Genomic DNA, 22,126 nt, shown 5'->3' with positions numbered 1-22,126 from the left:
AGGGGGTACCGGGGGGGTAATACCCCCATGGCATTGTTTTGGTTGCGTCACCCCGAGCGGCTTCACTTTGAGAGGGTGAACCTTTTTCAGCCTCCACCCGGCCATTGCTCTGGCGCTCTCTGCGGCCGCGCGCCGGCCCTATCTTTCAGCGGCTTGACACCCCAGTTCGCCCGCGTCACCCCCAGCCCCCTCACTCTGACGTTATGGCCCGCCTGACTCCCGAGCAACTGTCTACCGAGCGCTACACCGAGATCTTGAATTGCCTGTCGCGGTACGGCCCTGCGCCCCGCACCCTGCTGTCCAAGCATTACGGCGTCCGACCGATTACGCGCCTGATTGACGAAGGCTTTCTGCGCACCACCCGCACGGTACTCGGCACAGTCGTCACCTATAGGCAGTCACACCCCACCCTGGATCTGGCCGAAGAATTGAGCGGAAGCACTTGGCGGCCGTGGGCTATTGACGGCCCGAATGCCCTCACGGATCATGCGTACCTTCACCTCTTCGTCGATTACCTCTTGGACGAAGACTGGGGTTTTTACAAATACGAATACCGTCGGGGCAATGCGGCCCTGACCGGGCGGCCCCATCAGGATTGTGGAAAGTTCGCTTACGTTGAGCGGCCACTTCCAGGGCGGCACCAGCAGCATTGGCAGGCGGTCAACCAGGTGCGGGTGCAGCAGGGTCTGGCGCCTCGAGCGAGGGGTCTGGGCTCACTGGAGTGGGGACAATGCCACGCTGTGGCAACGTATAGCGGCGGAGGGCTGACGGTGGCGCGACTCCACCAGTTGCTCAAAGAACGTCAAGCCTCCTGGTCTGCCCACCCCGCGAAGCAGTTGAGTGCCTATGAAACGGGCAGCACTCTGTTGATCGCGGCACCTGACCTCACTCCTCTTCAAGGCGCGTTGGCTGCCATCCGGCGTCAGGATGAACTGCAGTACCAGAAACGGGTGGCCTACCACCGAGAGATGCCGAAGGATTATCCCGACCCGCCCGTGCTGATTTACCGGGTTGAAGCGTACCCCTTGCCCATCAGTCGGCGTCTCGGATGAACGTGTGCTGGTATGTCTTGGTTTTGAGGTACGGCTTGGCGTACGGGTCTTTGTCGGACGTGGTGCAGTCCACATGCATGACCAGCAGTGCAGGCCGCTTCGTGCCCAGGGGATACAACTCCCCGAACAGTTCAGCCACCCGGTTCACTCGGCCTAGGGTGGTCGTGGCCCAGACACAGCCGTGGAATCCCCGAGCGGCCACTGCCCTGAGCTTGGCGACCATTCGCTTCTGGCTGTATCCGGTGTCCACTTCGACCCACCAGTTCTCTCCAGAGTCTTGGCGGATCCAGCGGGCATCCCAGCGGGGAGCGGCCGCCTCGGCTTCTCGTTTCTGTCGGTACCGCGGAGTCTGGCCCGCCTTGGCGTCCAGGGCTCCCCAGCTCCACTGGCCATCGACCACCGGCTTCTCGTCATCTTCCAGAATCCAGGTATCCTCTGCTTTCAAGAGCCCCTGTTGGGTGAGCAGGTACCGACTCTCAGCCAGGCAGGCCAGGTGCAGCAGATCTCGCGCCGGGCGTTTGGTGTCTGTTGACTTGCGGCCGATGAAAGTGGTGGTAACGCCGCTCTGGTTCTGGTTGACGCGGGTGCGGACCTCCAGGGTTTTGGCAGGCAGTTGCCCGAGAGCCGTGCTCAGGCCCCGGCGGTTGATCTGCACGGACGTCCAGACGCGGTCAATGTCCAGTTGGGTGCGCAGGGCCGCTCGAAGCTCCGGAGTCATGCCGCACTTTGACCGATGCAGGCTTACATCCGGGTCACAATTCACCTTCGCGCTGAAACAACGGCATGCGCCTGCACTGGGCGCAGGAATCTCGCTGACGGGCACGTACGTGGAAACAAGTTGTGATTTGGGTTTTCAAGCCCTCATACGGGGGATTGTGAAGCCCCGGGGGCCCCCGATTCGGGGTGAGCTTTCCACTTACAGCAAGTGGGATCTTCCGTGGTGCTGTTCAACTCTTCGTCTCTCACTTCAAAGTTTTCCTGAGGTTTCCAATGACTGAATCCATTCCTGCAACCAATTTTTCCGACTGGCTGTCGGCCACCGAACTCACGTACAGGCTGGACGTACTTCCGGGACGGTTGACGAAGATGTTGATACTCGTTCGTGCTGAGTTCAAGTGGAGTGACGAGGAGTTGCTGAGCTACATGCGGCCGCACCCTCAGAGCCCGAAGGTGATGATTTACACGCACAATATGTTGACGCTGCTATTGGAGGCGCAGGCGTTGGTGGCCAGCAACACGCGGATGTCCTTTGCTGAAGCGTTGAGTGTTCTCAACGGCACGCAGGTCAACGCCCGCACTGGGGAGCTCGGGCGAGTCCTGGAAGCGCGAATGGATTCCTTTGAGGCCCGCTTGTCGAACATCGAGACGGCGGTGGAGGAGACCCGGAATGCGGTGAGTGAAGTATGGAACCTGCTGAATCTGCGGTTGCCGAGACCGCCTGTCGTGGTGGCTCAACCTGCCCCAGTGGTGACCGCTCCGGTGGCTGCTGTGGTCTCCGCCCGTGCTGAGCCGTTGGCTTGGGGGGAAACACGAGACGAACAGCACCTGTAGTTTGAGGAAGGTCTGACCAAAGAAGAAGGCGACTTATGGAGGTCGCCTTAAAGTTTTGAGAGATTGCGTTCAGAAAAGCTCGTCGGTGGGAAATAACTGGGGAATGCCGATACAGATAAAGCCCACAAACACACCGATAACCCAAGTGATCATTATTAGGCTAGCTGCCGAATAAAGCCACACCAAAAAGGCATCATTGGTGCGAAGTGCAACTGGGGAAACAGGGTACGGAGAGCGGCAACTTCCACTTCGTTCAGGGGCGTTCCGATGGCATACGTCATGATTCCTCCAAGGCCGGGTCAGTGCCCGGCCACACACGTTTAGGCAGCGAGGCGTTAGGCGTAGCGATCGGCCAAACGCTCGCCGACAGAGCCAAGACGCATGTCCGGCCACACTCCAGCGCGGCACTGGTGACAGAGAGCTGCCCACATCAACAGCGTGTCTCCCAGGCGGTTGGCGTCCAGCGTGCGGGCCATGCCGTTGCTGTAGACCACCGTGACCTGGTGGGCGTCGGCATTGTAGGAGATCAGAGTGTAGGCGTACCCGTTCGTGATACTGGATTCGTAGATGACACCAGAGCGGGGATTGGCTGACAAAACGGTGGCGGAGGGGATAATGTGTTCCACAATCCATAACCTCATAGTGCTGGATTCCGAGAAAGGGCCGATTCTCTAGGTCCTCCCTTTCTCGGTACCCCCGTATTACCGGGAGTTGTGGGTAGTGTCAAGTTATTGGAACATGTAAGATGCACCTATGAAGATGAGACTAAATTTAGGGGACTACCTCTCCTCGAATGGCCTTACGGCTTACCGCTTGGTGCAAGAAAGTCGTGGAGAGCTGGCACAGAACACTATCTACGCCATGGCGAAAAAGCCTGCACAGCGGATTGATTTGGATACGGTCGCCAAAATTCTTGAAACCTTAGGACGGGTTCAACAGAAACAAGTGGACATCACCGACCTATTGGAAGTCATTGAAGAGCCAGTTGTTAGCCTGCATGGCGATCCCAACAGGCCTGCACTTGACCTTGCAAACCTCAAAAAATTTCAACGCAGGGCAGCTGCCATTCAACCCTCGAGTCCTACCGATAGTGCTGCCACGGTTGCTTCTCTCCGGGGGCAGAACAACTAAATGAAAGTCCTGGGGTATCTCGATACCAACGCGCTCGTGAAGCTATACGTCGACGAAGTAGGCAGAGACCGGGTTGAAAAGCTCATTGATGAGGTGGAGGGCGCTTTGACAACCAGCGTCATTACCTATGCCGAATCCCGTGGCGTATTCGCTCGTTACCTTCGAGAAGGCAAAATCACCGCGCCAGAGCACAACACGATCGTTGAAAACTTCAATGCTGACTGGGAAGGGATGAATGCGATCGACGTTACGCCAAGCGTGTACCGCCGTGCAGGTGATCTTTTGGTAGCTCATCCTCATTTGCGTGCAATGGACGCTATCCACATGGCTTCTGTTTTGGATGCTCGGACAAAAATCGGCATCAAATTCCTGACCTTCGATGATGCCCTCGAAGCAGTGGCAACGGCACTGCTTACCAAAAAGGAATTGGGATGACAACAAGCGGTGCGTCGGCGGAAGCCACTGAGATCAGACTCGGTTCCATCATCCTTTTCCACGAAGAAGAACCTGCCATCCCGTCTATTGCTGAGCAGGCTCGTGTCGTTGCAGATTTTATGCTTGGAATCAACGATCGGCTTGGCTATGAGGTTCCCGAACGACACCGCTTCCTAAACCTGCGTAAGGGGATTTAGGTGCCTTCTTTAACCAGCGAACGGAGGCTGAAGTTGAAGAAGCCAAGCGGCAGTCTGTCCTTTACGACGAGCATTTGATGAACCGGTACCTACTTCCTGTGGAAGAGCAGTTACTTGATGTATACCTCAACGCCCGGGCACAGGTGTGAGGAACGAATCATGGTCTTCTATTCACTTGGGAGGAATGGAACCAAATTCGGCGGCGCATGCCAATCGCCCAGAACCCGTCAATAGATGACGTGCTCAGCACTGTTTTACGCAATCTGCAAAGCCGTGCGGCCCTCAGTACCCGAACCTGGTATGTCAAGTTGGCGGAGAAAAAACCCAAAAGATCCTATGAATGGGCTGGGATGGGGCCGCCCATGTGACGGGCCTGCAAGGTTCGGTACAGCTCGCGGGCCAGGTGGGTCTTGAGTGCTCGAAGTGCCGCTCGTTTCGTTTTTCCCTCTTGTTCTTTCCTGGTCACGAATGTTTTGGTGCGTTCATCACAGCGCAGCCGGGTCAAGGCCATCAGATGGAGCACCCTGTTGAGCTGTCGGTTGCCACCGACACTCACGCACCAACGCGTGTTCTTCCCACTCCCCCGTTCAACTGGGGCAGCGCCGCAATAACTGGCGAAATGATGGACATCCTCAAACCGCTTGATGTCACCGACTTCGGCGAGCACAGTGCCGGCCAGCACGACGCCGATCCCCTGCAACGTCAACAGGGTGGGGGCCACCTGAGCGACCAGGGTCGCCATGGCGTGTTCCAACTCTTTCAACGCTGCTTCGAGAGGTCAGTACCGCCTGCAGGGCGGTGCTCAGCGAGTCCGTCGTCGTGTCTGGGAGCGCTTCGAGCATCATCTGGTTGGCTTTACGCTGCTGAGCGAGCTTGTCCCGCGTGCGGGACAATTCCTGCAAGCGGGTGCGCTGCGTGCTGAGCTGGTAGGGCGGGAGCTGTGGGTTGGCCAGCAGCACCCGGGCGACGTTCTCGGCGTCGACTAGGTCGTTCTTTTTCTTGCCGCGACGCGCACGGTATTGGCTGGTCAGGCTGGGATGGATGTGATACACCGACTGATCATTGGCAAAGAGCAGGGCCAACAGGGGAGCGACATACCGGTTGCCTGCACCTTCAATGGCCCAGCAATGCTCTTCGAAACGAGCAGACCAAGCACACAACTGATTCAGGCCGTCGGTGTCGTTCTGGACGCTCAGGCTGTCCAAAACGACGCCCCGAGAGTCGAGAGCGACGGCCGTATGGGTCGTGGGGTGGGGATCAAGTCCAAGAATGATCATGGTGTCCTCCAACAGAGTTCGGCGTTTCACCCCCACCCGCGCAGGTCTGTTCTGGATTGGGCCCGCAGGCAGCCTGGTATCAAGCGAAGAGCAGCGGTGTCGTGCCGTTGAGAAAGAGAACGCGCAATTCGGGTACAAGCGACGAGCGCAGACAGTTTCAGGGCGACGCTCTCTCCTCACCTTATTTTTGACATACAGACATTTTCCGGGGAGTTCGTGTGGGACGGCATCAACAGGTCAATCAAGTCGCACAGGCGTGCTGACTCCCGGCTGAACGACCGCACCAGTTCCCGCAAACCCATCTTCACCACGCTCCATGCCCGGCGACCATGTGCCTTTTTCGGACATTCCAGAGTGATCCCGACGAGCACGCACCACGTGTAGGTCAGCGTCAACAGGCACAGCAGGCGCTCCACGTGATCGTGGAGCGTCATAGGTGTTCCCTCCAGTTGGAAGCCCTTGCTTTTCAGCGCCCTGAAGAGACATTCAATCAAGAATCTCCGCTGATATCGCGTCTGGATCGTCGTCACCGCTCCGACGTTACTGGCAATGATCAGCGCCTCGCCGTCTCGCGTGTACGTCAGGACAACGTTCATCGGTTGCCCGCAGACCACCGTGTCCTCGACCAGCAGACCGGCCATGCCGGTCTGCAAGCGACTCAGCCAGTCCTGCGCTGTCCAGTCGTCCAGGAGTGTGCCGGCGCCGCAACCGCACGCCAATGGGAATCCCACGGTGAGCCAGTCCCTGAATCCAGTCGGAGCCGACGAATTCGCGGTCGGCAGACAGGACCCGGATCTCCGCTGCGGACAGCAGGCAGAGGGCATCGTCCCTGAGGGGGTGCCGGATCTCCGTGTTGCTGCCCCCCCTGTAGAGCAGGGGGATGGCAACGCCCCGCCAGATGACGGCCAGCAGCAGGACGTTCACGTCCGTCTGCCCGGACTTCCCATTCGTCCGGTCGAGGATGAATTCGCGTGGCTGTGCGGCGGGAAGGCGCGTCAGGACGACTCGGGCGACGTCGGCCGGTTGGATGGGATGACGGTCAAAGAAGTGCGCCGCGAGTTCAGCATGCCGAACGTCCTTTCCCCCAAGGAGAGCAAGGACCATGAGGGAGAGCAACTCGACCTGATTCTTGCGGAACTCTGGGAAGTGCGCGGTGAAGCAGCGGGTCAACTTGGCGAGGACATCGGGGGACGCGTCCTGTTCTCGCGTGTCAGCCGAACTTTTTCAAGGCCCTCGGGAAAGTGTCGGGTACTGAGGGCCCATCTAGCCCAGAAATCCGCCCTTGCGTAAACCGAACTGTTCATTGGCACCCCAGGGCAGATTTCTGTTCCTACGCTGGTTCTACCCCATTTAACAAGTCAAGGAAAAACATCCTGCCTCAATTACCCATAGGTTAAACGCGCCTTAGCCATAGGGTTAGCACGAACGCCAGTAGGGCAATGCCCATCAGGGTCAACGGAATAGCGGTGGGGCCATAGCCGTCCCGCAACGCCCCGATGACCGGTGCAAACACGACTGGGCCAATGAACGCCCCTGCAAAGACTCTGGTGGGCGCAGCGCTCCCCGGCAACACTTGGGTTAACCACACCAACCCAGTGGTGAACACGGGTGCCAGAAACAGTCCGGTCAAGGTGTAGGCCCAGGGGGCGGCCGCAGGAATGGCCGCCAAAGCCAGGCTGAGGGCCGCCAAGATGAGCGCACACGGAATGAGGACGGCAGGCGCGACGCGCAGGGTTAGTGGAGCCGAAATCAAGCGGCCCAAGGTAAAAGCGACCCAGAACCACGCCGAAATCTGAGACGCCGCGCCTGTTGTCAAGCCCAAGCTGTCTTGCAGGTGCGTGACTTCCCAAGTGCCCACACCGCCTTCAACGGCCACGTAGGCCAGGAACAGACCCATAAATCCACCCAGGATCAGGCGTGAGCGGCCCACGAGGGGAGTGAGGGAAGGAGCCTCCACCTGTGCGGAGACGCGCGGCATGGTCAACAGCAGCAGCCCCAACAGGGCTGCCAAACCGACGCAGCACAGCAGTGGGAGCCGGAAATTGCCGCCAGCCGATCCCACAGCCAAGGGGGCCAAGACAGCACCTACGCCGAAACTCGCGCTCAGCAGATTCAGCATGGCGGCGCTGCGTTCGGCGTAACTTGTGGACAACCAGACGTTGACGGTCAGGTCAAGCATTCCAAAGCCCACACCCAACCAGCAGGAGGCCAAAAGGGCTAAAGCAAAGTTGGAGGCCAAGGCCAGCCCGACACCGCCCAACCCCAGGAGCATGACGGCCAAGAGGGCACGCTGCCGGGCCGACCACCGTGAGGCCAGTCCGCCCGCGAGCAGCACCCCCAAGACGGCTCCAGCAGAATTGAGACTGATCAGCCACGAAGCGCCTATGGCCTGTAGACCAAATTGACTACTGAGGGTGGGTAGGGCAGGGCCAAGAATGGGATACAGCAACCCCAACAGCAAAAAGGCAACTAAACCAAGGATGGCCAAACGTCTCGGTGGGGGGTGAGAACTTGGTTGCAGGCTCATGCGGCAGTATAAACTGCACATGTCGGCAAATATAAAGGAAAAGCTGCAAAAAACCGCAAGAGGTACACTAGGCCCACTATGTTTGTGCCCGAACGACAGCAGTACATCCTCAACGAGTTGGCCCGCTTAGGCCGCGTTGAAGTCCTGGATCTGGCCCAGAATTTAGGCGTATCTGAGGACACGGTGCGGCGAGACCTGAAAGCGCTGGCCGCCCGTGGCTACCTGCAGAAAACCCACGGAGGCGCGGTCGCCTTGGATCCGGGCCGAATGGCCTGGGTAAACCGCGCCGAGCTCAGTGGTGGAGCCAAAGCCAGCATAGGTGCCGTGGCAGCGCACTTGGTGGAACCGGGACAATCCGTGCTGTTGGATGCGGGTTCGACGGTGTTTGAGCTGGCGCGCCGCTTACGGGTCAGGCCCCTGACGGTGTTGACCAACTCACTGGATATTGCCTCAATCTTTGCATCCGAACCCGACGTTGCTCTGAGCTTGACGGGTGGAGATTGGAACGTGCGGTCACGTTATCTCACCGGGGCGAGTGCCTTGGAAACTATAGGCCGTCGCCGAACGGATTGGACTTTTTTAGGCGCGTGCGCGGTGCATCCTTTTGCAGGTGTGACGTCGGTTTCGGAAGGAGACGCCGCCGTGAAACGGGCGATGTTAGCGGTGGCTGACCGAACAGTGGTGCTGGCTGACCACAGCAAGTTGGGGCAGATCGCCCCCTACTCGGTGGCTCCCTTACACCAGATGTACGCCCTGGTGACGGATGGATCTTCGTGGACAGACCAACTGGGTGCAGCAGGGGTGCAGGTTTTGGTGGCCCAGTCAAGTGCTGTGGTGCCGGATTGAGGTGCACCTCTGCCGCCTCTCACGCGGGTGGGCATAGTTTTAAAAACCAGAAAGGTGAAGGGGCAGTCCTTTGGGGAACAGGCCATAATGGCGCTGTCTGCACGGATCCAACAAGAGCCATGTCAGGCTGTGTTCCATGAGCTGGCATTTAAATAACATACTACCCCGTTTAGGGCTTGAGCAGCTCTAGTTTTACCCGCACCCAGACGATAAAAAAAGACGATATGATGAGATATCGTCTCCACCACAGTTTAGGGCGTCCGGCTGTGATTCATCGACTCCATCGCTGAGCCAGACAGCACTCTTCTGATGAACGGCGGTACCGTCATCAAAGACTCAGTGACGCTCATTTGCTGACTCTCCTCTTGGCCCGTTTGGTGTTCAAATACCCGTATCCGTCAATCTGGCGGGGCATGTTGAAGGCAGACCGATCAGGTCTGCCTTCCCACACTCAGGCCTCTACCCGGGGACTGCGGCTGCTCGATCATCTGGAGCAGATCGTTCGTCCAGCAGAGCGCTGTGCCGAAGTGATCATTGATGCCACGCCGCTGCCCATTTGCCGTCCTCAACGGGGGAAACGCTGTGCGTTGGAGGCATGGCACTCAAGGAGATGCCTACGGGGACAAATTGCACGCCTGGGTTTCACCTGCCGGCCAACTTGCATGACACCGCCGTTGGGTACGAACTCAACTGCCAATGGCCTGACTTTGGCGGCCCAAAGATCATTGGCGACAAGGGCTATCGTCGCTGAGGTTTTATCTTTCCGCCCAAGACCAAGACGAGATACGACACCGGGGACAGAATTTGTGCAAGGGCGCGTAGAAGCCCTCCACCACACCCAATGCGGCTTCGGACTGCAAGCCAGCGGGAGACGGCTTGCAGTCCGAATAGATTTGCAGAGTTGCGGTGAAAAGCGGGCACGGATCACCGGAGCCAAGTGGCATAGATGCATCACCGGGAGATCACTGCCGGACGCTTACTGGACGTGTCAAGATACTAGGCAGGGCGTCAGGTGTTTGAATCCTGATCTGCGTGGGCTGCTTGCCCAATAAGGGTTCAGCCTTTGCCGAGCAGCTTCATGCGGAATTCGGCGCTTTCGGGCAACAATTCCGTTACCACGAAGCGGAAGCGTGCACCGTCATGCATCTCTAGTTCACATTTACTGCCGCTGGTGGGCTGCGGGCCTGCTGCGGGCGGCGTCAGGGCCACGCGCAAAAATCCGCCCCGGCCTTCCATCGCCGTGATGCTGCCGGGCAGCGATGCCCCGCCCAAGTCTTCGCCAAAGTGTGCAGTGATGCTTTGGGGATCGCTCATGGGATTGCCTGTTGGTTTACGCCTCTGCCGATCAGATTCTGCTGCATTCCAGACTGCTCAGAAGGGCACTGAACAGTATTCCATTCCACAACATCCGTCTCCATTCCGACTCGCTTTGCTCGGAGGCGAACCGTCACCGCACCGCCCTGTTCGGAATTTTTCTTACGCATCGCCCATCATCAGGCCTTCAATCGTATGGCCCTGAACAATCGGTTCCAGCTCCTCCACGATGCGGCACAGCAGGTGGTCGCGCACTTCTTGCGGCAGGGTTTCATAAAACGCCCGCGTGACCTGAAAGTCGTGTTTTTCGTGGTTGCCTGCGCCGGGGGCGTCCACACCCAGCACCAGCACGGGGCGCGATTTTTGGGACTGGTTGGCGGTGCCCCGGTGAATCGTGAGCGCCGAACGCACCGAAATGTCGCCCATTTTTGGGAACTTGCGCTGGGCGCGGGCCTGATAGCGCTCATATAAGGAGGTGGGCGGGAACATGCCGTGGTCATAGAGGCTGGGGTCGTCCCACTGCGTGCCGGGCGCGATTTCAAAAGGCCCCATGTCTTCCTCTACATCTACAGTCGTGATGTTGAAGGCCAGCGAATTCAGGCGGCGGCCAATCAGGGTTTCGTCGCCAACCGGGAAATCGCGGTGCCAGGGCTGGTCTTTTGCGCCGGGGCCGGGCACGTCGAAGCCGATTTCGACGATCTTGTATTCTGGCCCCAGGACGCTGGCGCACACGGTATGCACCCAGGGATGCGTTACGAGTTCAGTAAAGCCGCGCACCGTTTCGGGGTGAATTTCGACGTAATGGCGGTTGGTGCCGCGCCCCACCGCGCCGCCCGGACGCTTGAGAGCCGCCTCGTACAGCACGGCGATGTCTTCACCGAGGTGCTGCGCCCACTCGCGGGAAAAGGCTCCCTTCAGGCCAAGGATGCCGTCGCCGTAGAGGGCACCCATGATGCCGGACAGATCATATTCGCTGGCCGGAGAAGTGGGGTGAATGATGCCGGGCTGAGTCATGGTCGTCATGGCGTCTCCTTTGATAAACCTAAAGTTGTGTTGTAACAAAGTTTACTCTAAATCGGTTCAGTAATCTAGCGGGTCAGCAATCTGTTTAGCCCTACGGCTCAGTACGGGCGCGGGTCAGGCGGTTTTGCAAGATCACCACCAGCAGCAGGAAGGCTCCCCGGATCACCGATTGCCAGTACACCGTCAGACTGATGGTGCCACGCCCGTTTTCAAAGTTCAGCACATTGAAAATCACCCCCAGCAGCAACACGCCCACCAGCGTGGAGCCGATAGACCCCATGCCGCCCGTCAGCAGCGTGCCGCCCACCACAACGGCGGCAATGGCGGTCAGTTCCCAGCCCAGCCCCTCGGTAGGTTGGCCTGCGCCAAATTGCGAGGCCAGAATCACGCCTGCCAGTCCCGCCAGTGCACCTGACAGGGTATACACGCTCAGCAAGGTGCGCTCTACCGGAAGTCCCATCAGGCGCGAGGCTTCCTCGTTGCCGCCAATCGCCAGCACGCGGCGGCCAAAGCGGGTGTAGCGCAGCACCACCGCGCCGATGGCAAAGGCCACAAACAGCAGGATGGCGATATAAGGAATGCCGCCGATGGTGCCCTGCCCCAGCGTGGTAAAGCCGTGGTCATAATCCGCCGACACCGATTGGTTGCCCGACAGCATCAGCGCCAATCCCCGGGCCGCCAGCAGCATCGCCAGCGTGGTGATAAAGGGCAGAATCTTGAGGTAGGCGATGATGGCCCCGTTGATCAGGCCGAGCAGCGCCGCCGCCCCCACCGCGCCGAACAGAGCCACCCACAGCCCATACGGACTGAGCAGCGCCGCGACCACGCTGGCAAACGCCGCCACGCTGCCCACCGACAGGTCTATGCCTCCCGTGATGATGACAAAGGCCATGCCCAGCGCAATCAGGCCGAACATGGAGTTGTAGGCCAAAACGGTGGTGATGTTGTAGGGCGAGAGGAAATTCTCGTAGCGCAGGGCACCGAAGAGGATCAGCAGGCCCAGCGCGATTAAAACGCCGTAGCGTTGCAGGGCGCTGACCACGCGGGCATTTCGCACGCTTGCACCTGTGGGCGGAGACTGGGCTAGCGACATGGGGACTCCTTGGGGGATTCTGGAACCGTTTCCGGGGTAGTGAGGGCTGTCGTGGCGAGTCTCATGATCTGTCCTTATCGCCGTTGCCGCTGCACATACACGGCCAGCAAGATGATGCCTGCTTTGACCACCAGCGCCGCCGCGTCGGGTACGCCGCGTGCCAGCAGGGTGTAGCGGATCAGTTGAATAATCAGTGCGCCCAGCAACGTGCCCACGATGGTGGCGCGGCCCCCGGTCAGTGCCGTGCCGCCCACCGCCACCGCTGCAATCGCGTCCAGCTCCATGTTCAGGCCCACCTGATTGGCGTCCGAGGAGGAATTGATGGAGATGACGATCAATCCGGCGATGCCCGACAGCAGCCCGCTGATGCCGTACACCGCCAGCTTGATGCGGTTCACGGGCACGCCCGACAGCCGTGCGGCGCGTTCGTTGCCGCCCACCGCCAAAATCTGCCGTCCGAATACCGTGCGGGCCATGACCCACGCGAAGATGGCGACCACCACCAGCATCACGATCACCTGCACCGGAATTCCGAAAGGCCGCCCCAGCCCAATGACCTGAAAGGATTTGTTGGAAAAGGTCTGGAGTTGCCCGTTAGTGAGCACCTGTGCAATGCCGCGCCCCGCGATGAACAGCACCAGCGTGGCGATAAACGGCTGAATCATAAAGCGCGTGACCAGCAGACCGTTGAACGTTCCGAAAGCTCCGGCGGCCAGCACGGGCAGCACAAAGGCCAGCGCCACGCCCAGCGCCGGACTGCCCAGAGGTGGATTGAGGAACAGCATCGGAGCCAGCGCTCCGGCAATCGCCATCAGCGCCCCCACCGACAGGTCTATGCCCGCTGTGGCGATCACCAGCGTCATGCCCACGCCCACGATCACAATCGTCGCCACCTGGGTCAGGTTCACGTTCAGCGTTTGGGCAGTGAGGAAATTGGGCGTAAAAAAGATATTGAACAGCAGCAGGGCAAGTAACGCCAGAATGGGGCCGAGCAGCGGAATAGAGGGGCGGCGGGAACTGTTCTGGGCCGGAGCCGGGGGCCGCAGCGGAGGTGTGGTGGTTCCGTCAGACATGGGAACCGCCGTGTGGAGGGGATGGTGCCGCGTCCGCATCTGCCGCGCCGTGCGCCATCACGCCCATCAGGTGATCTTGGGTCAGCCCCTCTCCGGTCAGTTCGGCCACGCTGGAGCCGTCGCGCATGACCACCACGCGGTCACAGCCCTCGGCCAGTTCTTCCAGTTCGCTGGAAATCATCAGTACGCCCAGCCCGCCCGCCGCAAGTTCACTCAGCAGGGCCTGAATTTCACCTTTGGCCCCCACGTCTATTCCACGTGTGGGTTCGTCCAGAATCAGGAGCTTGGGATTCATGCACAGCCAGCGGGCCAGCAGCACTTTTTGCTGATTGCCGCCCGACAGTTCCCTGATTTTTTGATCGGGGCCAGTGGTCTTGATCCCCAGCCGCCGAATAAAGCGCTCCACGATTTCATTCTGCTTGGCCGTATCCACAATTCCGCGGCGCGACAGTTCGGGCAGCAGCGCCAGCGTCAGGTTTTCACGCACCGATTGGTCGGGCACGATGCCTTCTATCTTGCGGTCTTCCGAGCAAAAGCCGAAGCCTGCCCGGATCGCGTCGGCGGGCGAGCGCAAATTGGCGGCCTGACCCGCGATTTTTATTTCTCCGCCTGCCAGCGCGTCGGCTCCAAACACCACGCGGGCGGTTTCGGTGCGGCCTGACCCCAACAGCCCCGCAAGTCCCACGATCTCGCCCTTTCTCACGTCCAGCGAGGCACTCCGCAGCGCCGGGCCAGAGCGTGCGCCGCGCACCTCCAGCAATTCCTCGCCTTTCTGGTTGTGGTTCTTTACGAAAGCCGTTTCGCCCTGTCGCCGCAGTTCACCGGGTTCCTTGCCCAGCATGCTGGCCACCAGTTCCAGCTTGCTGATGTCGGTCATGGCGCGCCGCTCCACGGTGCGGCCATCGCGCATGATGGTCACGCCGCTGCACACCGCGTACAGTTCGTCCAGTCGGTGAGAGACGAACACCACCGCAACACTGCTGGCCCCCAGTTGCCGAATCACGCCAAACAGGGTTTCGACTTCGCGGTCATCCAGCGAGGATGTCGGTTCGTCCATGATCACGAGGCGGCTGTCGATGGACACGGCGCGGGCGATCGCCACCATCTGTTGCACGGCCACGCTAAAGCCCATCAGCGGGCGGGTCACGTCGGCCTGCACGTCGAATCGTTCCAGCAGCGTGCGGGCCTCGCGGTTCATGCGGCCCCAGTCCAGAAACGGGCCGCGCCGCCGCTCGCGTCCTAAAAAGATGTTTTCGCTGAGCGACAGGTACGGAATCAGGTTCACTTCCTGATAAATGGTGGAAATGCCGCCGAGTTGTGCGGCTTGCGGCGAGGCGAAATCGACCTCCTGGCCGCCAAAGCGGATCACGCCACTGTCGCGGCGGTAGGCTCCGGTCAACACCTTGATCAGGGTAGATTTGCCCGCCCCGTTCTGGCCGATCAGGGCGTGAATTTCTCCAGCGCTGACCGTAAGAGAAGCGTCTGTCAGGGCAGGCACGCCTGAAAACGCTTTGTGGATGCCCTCCAACCGGAGCAGCGGTTCAGTCTGGGTCACGGGGTCTCCGGAGGTGTGCTGGTACTGAATGAGGGCTGACCTGCCGGGGGTCTGAAGTCTCGGCAGGTCAGCGGGGCGTGCAGTGGTTCAGCAGGGGTTCAGGCTGTGACGGGCAGGTTAGTACGCAGTTGCCAGCAACCCTTTGGCATTCTGGGCCGTAAATTCGCGGTCAGGATTGATGATCTTGGCCGCAATCTTCTTGCCCGCCGCATAGTTCTTCATGGTTTCAAAGGCTTTGGGGCCGAATTTAGGGTTACACTCCACTACGTAGTTGACTTTCCCGTTAATGACGAGTTGCACGATCTCGCGGCCACCATCAATCGACAGCACCAGCACGTCTTTGCCGGGCTTCTTGCCTGCGGCTTCCAGCGCGGCAATCGCGCCAATCGCCATTTCGTCGTTGTGGGCGTACACCACGTTCACGTCGGGGTGGGCTTGCAGCAGGGTTTCCATGACCTGGCGACCCTTGTCGCGGGCAAAGTCTCCGGTCTGAGACGCCACGATCTTCATTCCGGGCTGCCCCTTGATGGCATTGACGAACCCTGTGCGGCGGTCATTGGCCGGAGAAGACCCGGTGGTACCTTCCAACTGGATGATCTTGGCCTTGCCCTTGGTGGCTTTGACCAACCACGCGCCGACGCGCCGGCCTTCTTCTATAAAGTCTGAGCCGATAAAGGTCACGTAATCAGTGCCCGCTTTGGCCAGTTTTTGGTCTACGTTCCGGTCAAGCAAAATGACTGGGATGCCTGCGGCTTTGGCTTTTTTCACAGCGGCAGCCAACGGTTTTTCTTCGCGGGGAGCCAGGAAGATCATGTCGACGCGCTGGGCGATCATGCTGTCCACGTCGCTGACCTGCTTGGCTGCCGAGCCTGCCGCGTCGGTGTACACCAATTGGTAGCCGAGGCGCTTGGCTTCGTCCTGCATGCTCTTGGTCTGGGCCAAGCGCCAAGGGTTGTTGCTCTCGGTCTGTGCAAACCCAACCTTGTAGGTGGCTTTCTGGGCCAATTTAGGCAGCCCCTGAGCCACGGCAAACACGGTCAGTCCGGCGGCAGCGGTGGCAAGGGCAATGGTCAGGGCACGCTTCTGTTTCATGGTTTCCATCCTTCTCGTCCCGGTGGGGACTAATGAGGGGTTCCCAGTCACCGCTGAGTTGCGCTGGAGATCTGGTCAGGGCTACGGAAATCAGGACGCCTTGTTGCCCAGACGAGGCAACACCTAATTACATCTATGAACACGTGAATGTATCTTTATTTACGCCCAAATCTCGCCATTTGTCAAGCACCATGCTGACCCCAGGTCTGGCGGTACTTTCAATAGTTTCGCATTTGCAACTGGGAGTCTTGATGTGTATACGCGCAGTCAGGGGACACTCATGCCAGAGGAGAAGTGACACAACTTTCATTCTTTTCGGTCAATTGCAGTCGGTATTTCTTCCACGCTGGATGAGTTCAACCATTACGGCAGCCCCCTTCTCGTTGCACAGAACCACTTGCCCGCACCGTCCCCAACAGTGTGCCAACAGGGTTGAGAGGCTAGAGCGGCCCGGTGGAAGCAGACGCGGGCGCGGTGTTCAGAACCCCTGCTCAGGCCGCACAATGAACCATGATTCCTGCGGTGAATACAGCTGTGTTGTCCGCTTGCTCCGCTCGCCCCCAGGCCCGAACACTGCTCTTGACGGCGCTGCTGGCGCTCGTGCCCGGAGCCGTTGCTCGGCAGTCCAGCGCTTCGGTCACGCCCCTTTCTGCTCCGACTGGCCCAAACCTGCGCGGCCCGGTGCGCGAGTTGGCCCTCGCTGCCGCCCCAGACGGCTCCTTGGTGCTGGCGGTCATGGCCGATTCAGGCTCCTTCAACAGTGGGCGCGGGGTCTTTACGGCCCGTCGCCTGACTGCGTGGCGGGTGGGCAGCGCTGGGTCGGCGTGGCAACCTCTCAGTGGCTCGCTGAATTACGACGATCCCCGCCCCGTATCTAGCCTGAATCTGGCGCTGGATGAGCAGGGCGCACCGGTACTGGTCTGGAACGAAAACTACGGTGACAACGACATCGTGGTGTTCCGGGCCTACCAGAACGGAGCGTGGACAGACTGGCAGCCGCGCTATCTGGGCGACGACTTGCCCTATGCCGCCCGTACCCGCGCCGTGGCTGCCCGAAACGGCGAACCGGTGCTGGCGTGGGGCGAAACCCTCCGCACGCCCTACGGCAGTCGCCTGACAGTTCGCGCTTGGGACGGCAGCGCTAAAACGTGGACGCGCAGTCCGGCGTTCAACCAGATCAGTGCCTTTTCCAGAACGCCCGCGCTGGCCCTGAGCGCGGCTGGCCTGCCCACTGTGGCGTGGCTGCAGGGCGAAGTGCTCGCTAGCAACGTGTTCGTGAAACGCTGGACGGGCACGGCTTGGCAAGCCCTGGGCGGCTCGCTGAACCGCCGCCCCAACAGTTACCTCGCCTCGACCCGCATGGTGCTGAACCCGCAGGAACAGCCGGTGGTGGCGTGGTTAGAAGATTTAGACGGCGAGGACGCGCTGTACGTGTCGGCATGGACGGGAAGTGCGTGGACGGCGTTGGGCGGGCGGGTCGGCACCGCTTCGGCTTCCGCACCGTCGCTGGCGATAAACCGGGCCGGGCAACCGGTGGCGGCGTGGGTGGAAGAACGCGGGGGCGTGGGCCGGGTGCAGCTGGCACGCTGGCAGGGCGGCGCGTGGCAACACAGCGGGACAGTCAATCTTGATCCCCGGCGCGACGCCCGCTCGCCGTCGGTAGTCGTAGACGCCGCGGGCGCGGTGGTGCTGGCGTGGCGCGAGGATATCGGCGGCGTATACCGGGTACAACTGCGGCGATTTGGACCTTAACTGCGGTGAGTGGTCAGGAGGGAGTGGAAAAAGATCGGGGCCAGATCAGCGGCGTCCCAGTCTCTGGCGGTTCATAGTCCATAGCAGGAGCCAGAGCACCCGCACCCATTTTCCACTCACTCCATCTGCCACAGTAGAGGCGTGAGTACTCTGGTCATCGTGGAAAGCCCCGCCAAGGCCAAAAAGATCGCCAGTTTGCTGGGGGCCGGATACGTGGTGAAGGCCAGTCTTGGGCATGTGCGTGACCTGCCCGCCAGCAAAGCCGAGTTGCCCGCCAAATACCGAAACGAACCCTGGGCCAACTTGGGTGTGAATCCCGAAACCTTCGCGCCTGTCTACGTGGTTCCCTCCAAAAAAGCTGCCACCGTGCGCGACCTGAAGGCGGCGGCGGCGCGGGCAGACCGGATCCTGTTCGCCTCTGACGCTGACCGGGAGGGCGAGGCGATCAGCTGGCACCTGTCGCGCCTGCTGGGAGTCAAAGACCCGCAGCGCATGACTTTTACCGAGATCACCAAGGCGGCCCTGACGCGGGCGGTGGCCCAGCCGAGGCCGCTGGATTTGCAGTTGGTGGCTGCCCAGGAAGCGCGGCGCGTGATTGACCGTCTGGTGGGCTGGGAAGTCTCGCCGCTGCTCTGGAACAGCGTGGGGCGCGGCCTCAGCGCGGGCCGGGTGCAGAGTGCCGCTCTGATGCTGCTGGCCGCCCGCGAACTGGCCCGCCTGCGCTTTGTGCCTGCCGCCTACTGGCTGATCCGCGCCGATGCCCAGACCGCCCCGCCGTTTGCCGCCACCGTGACCGCCGTGAAAAGCCGGGAATTCCCCGAAGGCAAAGCGCTTGCCAAAGCCAGTGACTTCACGCCTGACGGGGCGCTGAAACCCGGCGCTGATGTATTGCAACTCAGCGCGGAGCAGGCGGCGGCATTGGCGGCCCACCTGGATGGGCGGACGGCCACCGTGACCGACATAGAGCAGAGCGAAGTGCGGGTGCGGCCCCCTCCGCCGTTTATCACCAGCACCTTGCAGCAGGCGGCGGGCCGGGTGGGACTGGGCGCAAAAGCCGCGATGGACACGGCCCAGCGGCTCTACGAGGGCGGCCATATCACCTACCACCGCACCGACAGTCCGGCCCTGAGCGATGAGGCGCTGGACGCCGCCAGAGCCGAAGCCGTGCGCCTGTTCGGAAAGGACGCCGTGCCAGACCGCCCGCGCCAGTACGCCACCCGCAGTGCCAATGCGCAGGAAGCCCACGAAGCCATTCGCCCGGCTGGGCACGGCCCCTGGCGCACGCCCGACAGTGGAGGCCCAAACAGTGCCGGCCTCAGCGGGCAAGACGCGGCCCTCTACCGCCTGATTTACCAGCGCACGGTGGCTTCCCAGATGCACGACGCGCTGTACGACAAAACCGGCGTGACCCTGCACTGCGGCGCGGCCACATTGGCCGCGTCGGGGCGGGTGCTGACGCAGGCCGGATTTACAGCTCTCACGGGGGCAGACACAGGTGGAGAAGACGCCGCTGACCCGGCCCTGCCCCCCCTCACGCTGGGCCAGACCTTCCCGCTCAAGGCCCGCAAGCCCGAAGAAAAGAAGACCAGTGCGCCCACCCGCTACTCCGAGGCCACGCTGGTCAAGGCCATGGAACAGGCCGGAATTGGGCGGCCCAGCACCTACGCCCAGACCGTGAATACGCTGCATCTGCGCGGATACGCGGTGGGCGTGGGCAAACATCTGGCGGTCACAGCCACAGGCCTGCTGGTGGTGGCCTACCTCTCGCGCCACCTGCCCGACGTGCTGGAGCGCACCTTTACCGCCACGATGGAAGCTGGGCTAGACGAAATTGCGGGCGGCCAGATCACGCGGGTGGCGTACCTGACGCGCTTTTGGACGAATGGGCTGGCCCCAGCGGTGCAGGGAGCGCGGCGAGAAGCGCCGGTGCTGGCCCTGCCGCATCTGCCCGGAGCCAGCCTGATCGCGGGCTTGCAGGGGCCGCGCCTGCGCCTCGCGTTGCCTGACTCGGCCCCTAAAGAAGTGCCTTGGCCGCCCAATGCTCTCCCCGGCGAGATCACCCCGGACGACTTGCCCGCCCTACTGGACGGAACTTTCCGGGGGGGTACGTCCCAAGGAGTCACTGGAGCGGGGCAGTCTAAACAGGCCGAATTTGGGTCAGCAGGGACGGCCGCCCAGCCTCAAAAACGGGCGCGGCGAGCCAGCAAAGGCGCAGCTTCTCCCAGGGGCGCGTCAACAGCCAGGCGAACCTCCAAAACGGCCAAAGCGGGCGCGTCGGCTGCCCAGACCAACGCCGCCAAGACGAAGATCAGCACAGCCGCCACAGCCAAAGCCAACACAGCCAAAGCCGCGACAGGCAAAAGCACCTCGCGGTCTAGCAGCGCAGAAGCAGCAGCGGTCAAGCGGCGGGACAAAAAATGAGCCACAGCGTCGCTGCCAGATCAGGTGGGGTTACGGCGGCGCGGCCTTCAGCGTGAAGTGAACTGTGGTTCCCCCCGTTCCGGCAGACTCCAGCCAGATTCGCCCGCCGTGCCGCTCCACGATTTTCCGGCATACCGCCAGCCCGATGCCGTTGCCCCCCGTTTCGATGCGGCTGTGGAGGCGCTGAAACATCACAAAGACCTGTTCGGCATGTTCGGGGGCCAGCCCGATGCCGTTGTCTTGCAGCGAAAACTGGACGTCCGGCCCCGTCACCTGTGCCCGCAAGCTGACCACCAACGGAGCCGGAGACCGGAAGCGGATGGCGTTGCTCAGCAAATTGGTCAGCAGTTGCCGCACCTGGCTTGCTTCGGCCAGGACTGGGGGCAGCGGCTCCGCGTGCCAGCGGGCGTCGGCGGGCCAAGGCAAGCTGGCCGTCAACTCCTTCCAAAGGGGTTCGAGCGCCAGCGGTCGCAACTCGGGCTGCACGCTCACACGCGCCAGGGCCAGCACATCGCGCACGAGGTGGCGTGCCCGCATCACTTGCTCCCCGATGTGTCCCAAATAGCCTTCGGCCCGTGCATCCAGGGTGCCCTGATAGCGGTGGCGCAGCACATCGGCATACACCCCGATGGTTCGCAGCGGCTCTTGCAGGTCGTGCGAGGCCACAAAGGCAAACTGGGCCAGATCACGGTTGCTGGCTTCCAGCGCCTGATTTTTATCTTCGATGGCGTGCTGGCTGGCTTCCAACTGCGCGTTCAGGCGGGTCAGGGCGGCCTGACTGTCCTGCAACTGGGCGGTGCGCTGGGCCACCCGCTGTTCCAGGGAGTGGTTGAGGGCCAGCACTTCCAGTTCCGCCAGTTTGCGGCGGGTGATGTCCTCATGGGCCACCATCGCCAGTCGCTGCTGACGGGCTCCGAAAGCGGTAACACGCACCAGGAAAAAGCGGCGCTGAAGCGGGGTATCGCAGGGATATTCCAGTTCGAACACGGCTTGTTGGCCCGCCAGGACTGCCCGGATGCCTGCTGCGGTGGCGTGTGCATCGGCTTCATCCGGCCCCTGTGACGCGTCGCAGACCTGCAAATAATTGCTCCCCACCGCGTCGCCACCGCCCGCTTCCTCGGCAAAGGCTCTCCACGCCTGATTCACTTCCAGAATCTCGCCGTCTGGGGTCAACACAGCCACCTGGGTCAGCAGCGCATCGAAGGCCTCCAGCAGGTAGCGGCGGGGCGGTAAAGGTAAAGGTGGCATTACCATCCGCAGATAAGGCTAGAACGAGGGCGCATATAGATTACAGTATGCCCATATCGCCCACTCCTTTCACGGTCTTGCTTGTTGAGGACGAGCTGGCCGACGCGTTGATGTTTCAGGAAATGCTTGAAGAAGTGTCGGCGGACATCTCGTTTCATCATGTCGTGAATGGTCAAGATGCCCTGCATTTTTTGAATCGTACCAAAGAATATGCAGAGGTTCCTGTGCCGCACCTGATCGTGCTCGACCTCAATATGCCGGTCATGAACGGGCACGATTTTTTGCGGCGGGCCAAAAGCATCGACGGCCTGCGCCGCATTCCAGTGCTGGTGCTCTCGACGTCCAACAACCCCGACGATATTCACCGGTCTTATGACGAGCAGGCCAGTGGGTACGTGGTCAAACCCAGCACCTATGCCGAATATGCGCGGATCATGGGCACCATCGAGGCCTACTGGCGCGGCGTGGTGCGCCTGCCGACCCTGGCCGACCTGACCCTGCGAAGCTGAGGTGGTGCCTGAACCCGGTGCTTGGACACT

At 61.0% G+C, this 22,126-nt stretch carries 23 protein-coding genes and 1 pseudogene; 10 read left to right on the top strand and 14 right to left on the bottom strand.

Annotation, left to right across the window (positions count from 1 at the left end; all coding sequences use genetic code 11):
- Window positions 1-203: 203 nt before the first annotated feature.
- Window positions 204-1,052 (top strand): hypothetical protein, encoded by an 849-nt coding sequence (locus tag M1R55_RS26195; RefSeq protein ID WP_249395921.1) that lies wholly within the window; start codon window positions 204-206, stop codon window positions 1,050-1,052.
- On the opposite strand, the gene M1R55_RS26190 is transcribed toward M1R55_RS26195, so the two are convergent.
- On the bottom strand, window positions 1,033-1,770 hold the full coding sequence (locus M1R55_RS26190; protein WP_249395920.1) for a hypothetical protein: 738 nt from the start codon (window positions 1,768-1,770) through the stop codon (window positions 1,033-1,035). The two genes, M1R55_RS26195 and M1R55_RS26190, sit on opposite strands and share 20 nt — an antisense overlap.
- Window positions 1,771-2,042: 272 nt before the next feature.
- Here M1R55_RS26190 and M1R55_RS26185 point away from each other — a divergent pair, with 272 nt between their 5' ends.
- Window positions 2,043-2,603 carry a hypothetical protein gene (locus M1R55_RS26185; protein WP_249395919.1) on the top strand — a complete coding sequence of 187 codons (561 nt, stop codon included), beginning with the start codon at window positions 2,043-2,045 and terminating at the stop codon, window positions 2,601-2,603.
- A gap of 155 nt (window positions 2,604-2,758) precedes the next feature.
- Here the strand turns inward: M1R55_RS26185 and M1R55_RS31905 are convergent, their stop codons facing one another.
- Together M1R55_RS31905 and M1R55_RS26180 are read right to left on the bottom strand one after the other, a co-directional pair.
- Window positions 2,759-2,884 carry a hypothetical protein gene (locus M1R55_RS31905; protein WP_256566068.1) on the bottom strand — a complete coding sequence of 42 codons (126 nt, stop codon included), beginning with the start codon at window positions 2,882-2,884 and terminating at the stop codon, window positions 2,759-2,761.
- A 54-nt stretch (window positions 2,885-2,938) separates the two neighbouring features.
- A complete protein-coding gene (locus tag M1R55_RS26180) occupies window positions 2,939-3,229 on the bottom strand; it encodes a hypothetical protein (protein WP_249395918.1) in 291 nt (96 codons plus the stop codon).
- A 127-nt stretch (window positions 3,230-3,356) separates the two neighbouring features.
- Here M1R55_RS26180 and M1R55_RS26175 point away from each other — a divergent pair, with 127 nt between their 5' ends.
- Window positions 3,357-3,734: a helix-turn-helix transcriptional regulator gene (locus M1R55_RS26175; protein ID WP_249395917.1), complete on the top strand. Its 378-nt coding sequence runs from the start codon at window positions 3,357-3,359 to the stop codon at window positions 3,732-3,734.
- Window positions 3,735-4,169 carry a type II toxin-antitoxin system VapC family toxin gene (locus tag M1R55_RS26170; protein ID WP_249395916.1) on the top strand — a complete coding sequence of 145 codons (435 nt, stop codon included), beginning with the start codon at window positions 3,735-3,737 and terminating at the stop codon, window positions 4,167-4,169. It abuts the gene before it with no gap.
- A 531-nt stretch (window positions 4,170-4,700) separates the two neighbouring features.
- Here M1R55_RS26170 and M1R55_RS26165 read toward each other — a convergent pair.
- The 3 genes from M1R55_RS26165 to M1R55_RS26155 all read right to left on the bottom strand — a co-directional run bounded on the left by M1R55_RS26165 (window position 4,701) and on the right by M1R55_RS26155 (window position 6,284).
- On the bottom strand, window positions 4,701-5,108 hold the full coding sequence (locus tag M1R55_RS26165) for an IS110 family transposase (RefSeq protein WP_249393517.1): 408 nt from the start codon (window positions 5,106-5,108) through the stop codon (window positions 4,701-4,703).
- Window positions 5,014-5,643: an IS110 family transposase gene (locus M1R55_RS26160; protein ID WP_249395915.1), complete on the bottom strand. Its 630-nt coding sequence runs from the start codon at window positions 5,641-5,643 to the stop codon at window positions 5,014-5,016. The genes M1R55_RS26165 and M1R55_RS26160 overlap by 95 nt, the downstream gene beginning before the upstream one ends.
- 176 nt (window positions 5,644-5,819) lie before the next feature.
- Entirely contained in the window at window positions 5,820-6,284 is a 465-nt protein-coding gene (locus M1R55_RS26155; RefSeq protein WP_249395914.1) for a transposase, read from the bottom strand.
- 52 nt (window positions 6,285-6,336) lie between these two features.
- On the opposite strand from M1R55_RS26155, the gene M1R55_RS26150 reads away from it, so the two are divergent.
- Complete coding sequence (locus tag M1R55_RS26150; RefSeq protein WP_249395913.1) at window positions 6,337-6,933, top strand: hypothetical protein; 597 nt, start codon at window positions 6,337-6,339, stop codon at window positions 6,931-6,933.
- A gap of 103 nt (window positions 6,934-7,036) precedes the next feature.
- Here M1R55_RS26150 and M1R55_RS26145 read toward each other — a convergent pair whose 3' ends face one another.
- A complete protein-coding gene (locus tag M1R55_RS26145; protein WP_249395912.1) occupies window positions 7,037-8,170 on the bottom strand; it encodes a sugar MFS transporter in 1,134 nt (377 codons plus the stop codon).
- A 78-nt stretch (window positions 8,171-8,248) separates the two neighbouring features.
- Here M1R55_RS26145 and M1R55_RS26140 point away from each other — a divergent pair, with 78 nt between their 5' ends.
- Both M1R55_RS26140 and M1R55_RS26135 read left to right on the top strand, forming a co-directional pair.
- Window positions 8,249-9,016, top strand: a complete 768-nt coding sequence (locus M1R55_RS26140; protein WP_249395911.1) for a DeoR/GlpR family DNA-binding transcription regulator — start codon at window positions 8,249-8,251, stop codon at window positions 9,014-9,016.
- A 224-nt stretch (window positions 9,017-9,240) separates the two neighbouring features.
- Window positions 9,241-9,764, top strand: a pseudogene (locus tag M1R55_RS26135) (IS982 family transposase); the annotation flags it as partial.
- A gap of 308 nt (window positions 9,765-10,072) precedes the next feature.
- On the opposite strand, the gene M1R55_RS26130 reads toward M1R55_RS26135, so the two are convergent.
- From M1R55_RS26130 to M1R55_RS26105, 6 genes are all read right to left on the bottom strand, one after another.
- The gene (locus tag M1R55_RS26130; protein ID WP_249395910.1) at window positions 10,073-10,330 is read right to left on the bottom strand and encodes a hypothetical protein; all 258 of its coding nucleotides are present in this window, start codon (window positions 10,328-10,330) and stop codon (window positions 10,073-10,075) included.
- A gap of 162 nt (window positions 10,331-10,492) precedes the next feature.
- Window positions 10,493-11,353, bottom strand: a complete 861-nt coding sequence (locus M1R55_RS26125) for a phytanoyl-CoA dioxygenase family protein (protein ID WP_249395909.1) — start codon at window positions 11,351-11,353, stop codon at window positions 10,493-10,495.
- 91 nt (window positions 11,354-11,444) lie between these two features.
- Window positions 11,445-12,446: an ABC transporter permease gene (locus tag M1R55_RS26120; RefSeq protein WP_249395908.1), complete on the bottom strand. Its 1,002-nt coding sequence runs from the start codon at window positions 12,444-12,446 to the stop codon at window positions 11,445-11,447.
- Window positions 12,447-12,520: 74 nt separating this feature from the next.
- Window positions 12,521-13,519 (bottom strand): ABC transporter permease, encoded by a 999-nt coding sequence (locus tag M1R55_RS26115; protein ID WP_249395907.1) that lies wholly within the window; start codon window positions 13,517-13,519, stop codon window positions 12,521-12,523.
- The gene (locus M1R55_RS26110) at window positions 13,512-15,074 is read right to left on the bottom strand and encodes a sugar ABC transporter ATP-binding protein (protein ID WP_249395906.1); all 1,563 of its coding nucleotides are present in this window, start codon (window positions 15,072-15,074) and stop codon (window positions 13,512-13,514) included. The genes M1R55_RS26115 and M1R55_RS26110 overlap by 8 nt, the downstream gene beginning before the upstream one ends.
- A gap of 117 nt (window positions 15,075-15,191) precedes the next feature.
- Complete coding sequence (locus M1R55_RS26105) at window positions 15,192-16,166, bottom strand: ABC transporter substrate-binding protein (RefSeq protein WP_249395905.1); 975 nt, start codon at window positions 16,164-16,166, stop codon at window positions 15,192-15,194.
- 510 nt (window positions 16,167-16,676) lie between these two features.
- Between M1R55_RS26105 and M1R55_RS26100 the strand changes: the two genes are divergently transcribed.
- Together M1R55_RS26100 and topA are read left to right on the top strand one after the other, a co-directional pair.
- Window positions 16,677-17,918, top strand: coding sequence for a hypothetical protein (locus M1R55_RS26100; protein ID WP_249395904.1), 1,242 nt, complete (start codon window positions 16,677-16,679; stop codon window positions 17,916-17,918).
- A 141-nt stretch (window positions 17,919-18,059) separates the two neighbouring features.
- Window positions 18,060-20,339 carry a type I DNA topoisomerase gene (gene topA, locus M1R55_RS26095; protein ID WP_249395903.1) on the top strand — a complete coding sequence of 760 codons (2,280 nt, stop codon included), beginning with the start codon at window positions 18,060-18,062 and terminating at the stop codon, window positions 20,337-20,339.
- A 30-nt stretch (window positions 20,340-20,369) separates the two neighbouring features.
- On the opposite strand, the gene M1R55_RS26090 is transcribed toward topA, so the two are convergent.
- A complete protein-coding gene (locus M1R55_RS26090) occupies window positions 20,370-21,593 on the bottom strand; it encodes an ATP-binding protein (RefSeq protein ID WP_249395902.1) in 1,224 nt (407 codons plus the stop codon).
- Between the two features lie 41 nt (window positions 21,594-21,634).
- On the opposite strand from M1R55_RS26090, the gene M1R55_RS26085 reads away from it, so the two are divergent.
- The gene (locus M1R55_RS26085; RefSeq protein ID WP_249395901.1) at window positions 21,635-22,096 is read left to right on the top strand and encodes a response regulator; all 462 of its coding nucleotides are present in this window, start codon (window positions 21,635-21,637) and stop codon (window positions 22,094-22,096) included.
- Window positions 22,097-22,126 lie beyond the last annotated feature (30 nt).

The sequence above is a fragment of the Deinococcus sp. QL22 genome (assembly GCF_023370075.1).
In the GTDB taxonomy this organism is placed as follows: Bacteria; Deinococcota; Deinococci; order Deinococcales; family Deinococcaceae; genus Deinococcus.
Note: the sequence above shows the minus strand (reverse complement) of the source record. Positions and strands in the feature narration are given on the sequence as shown.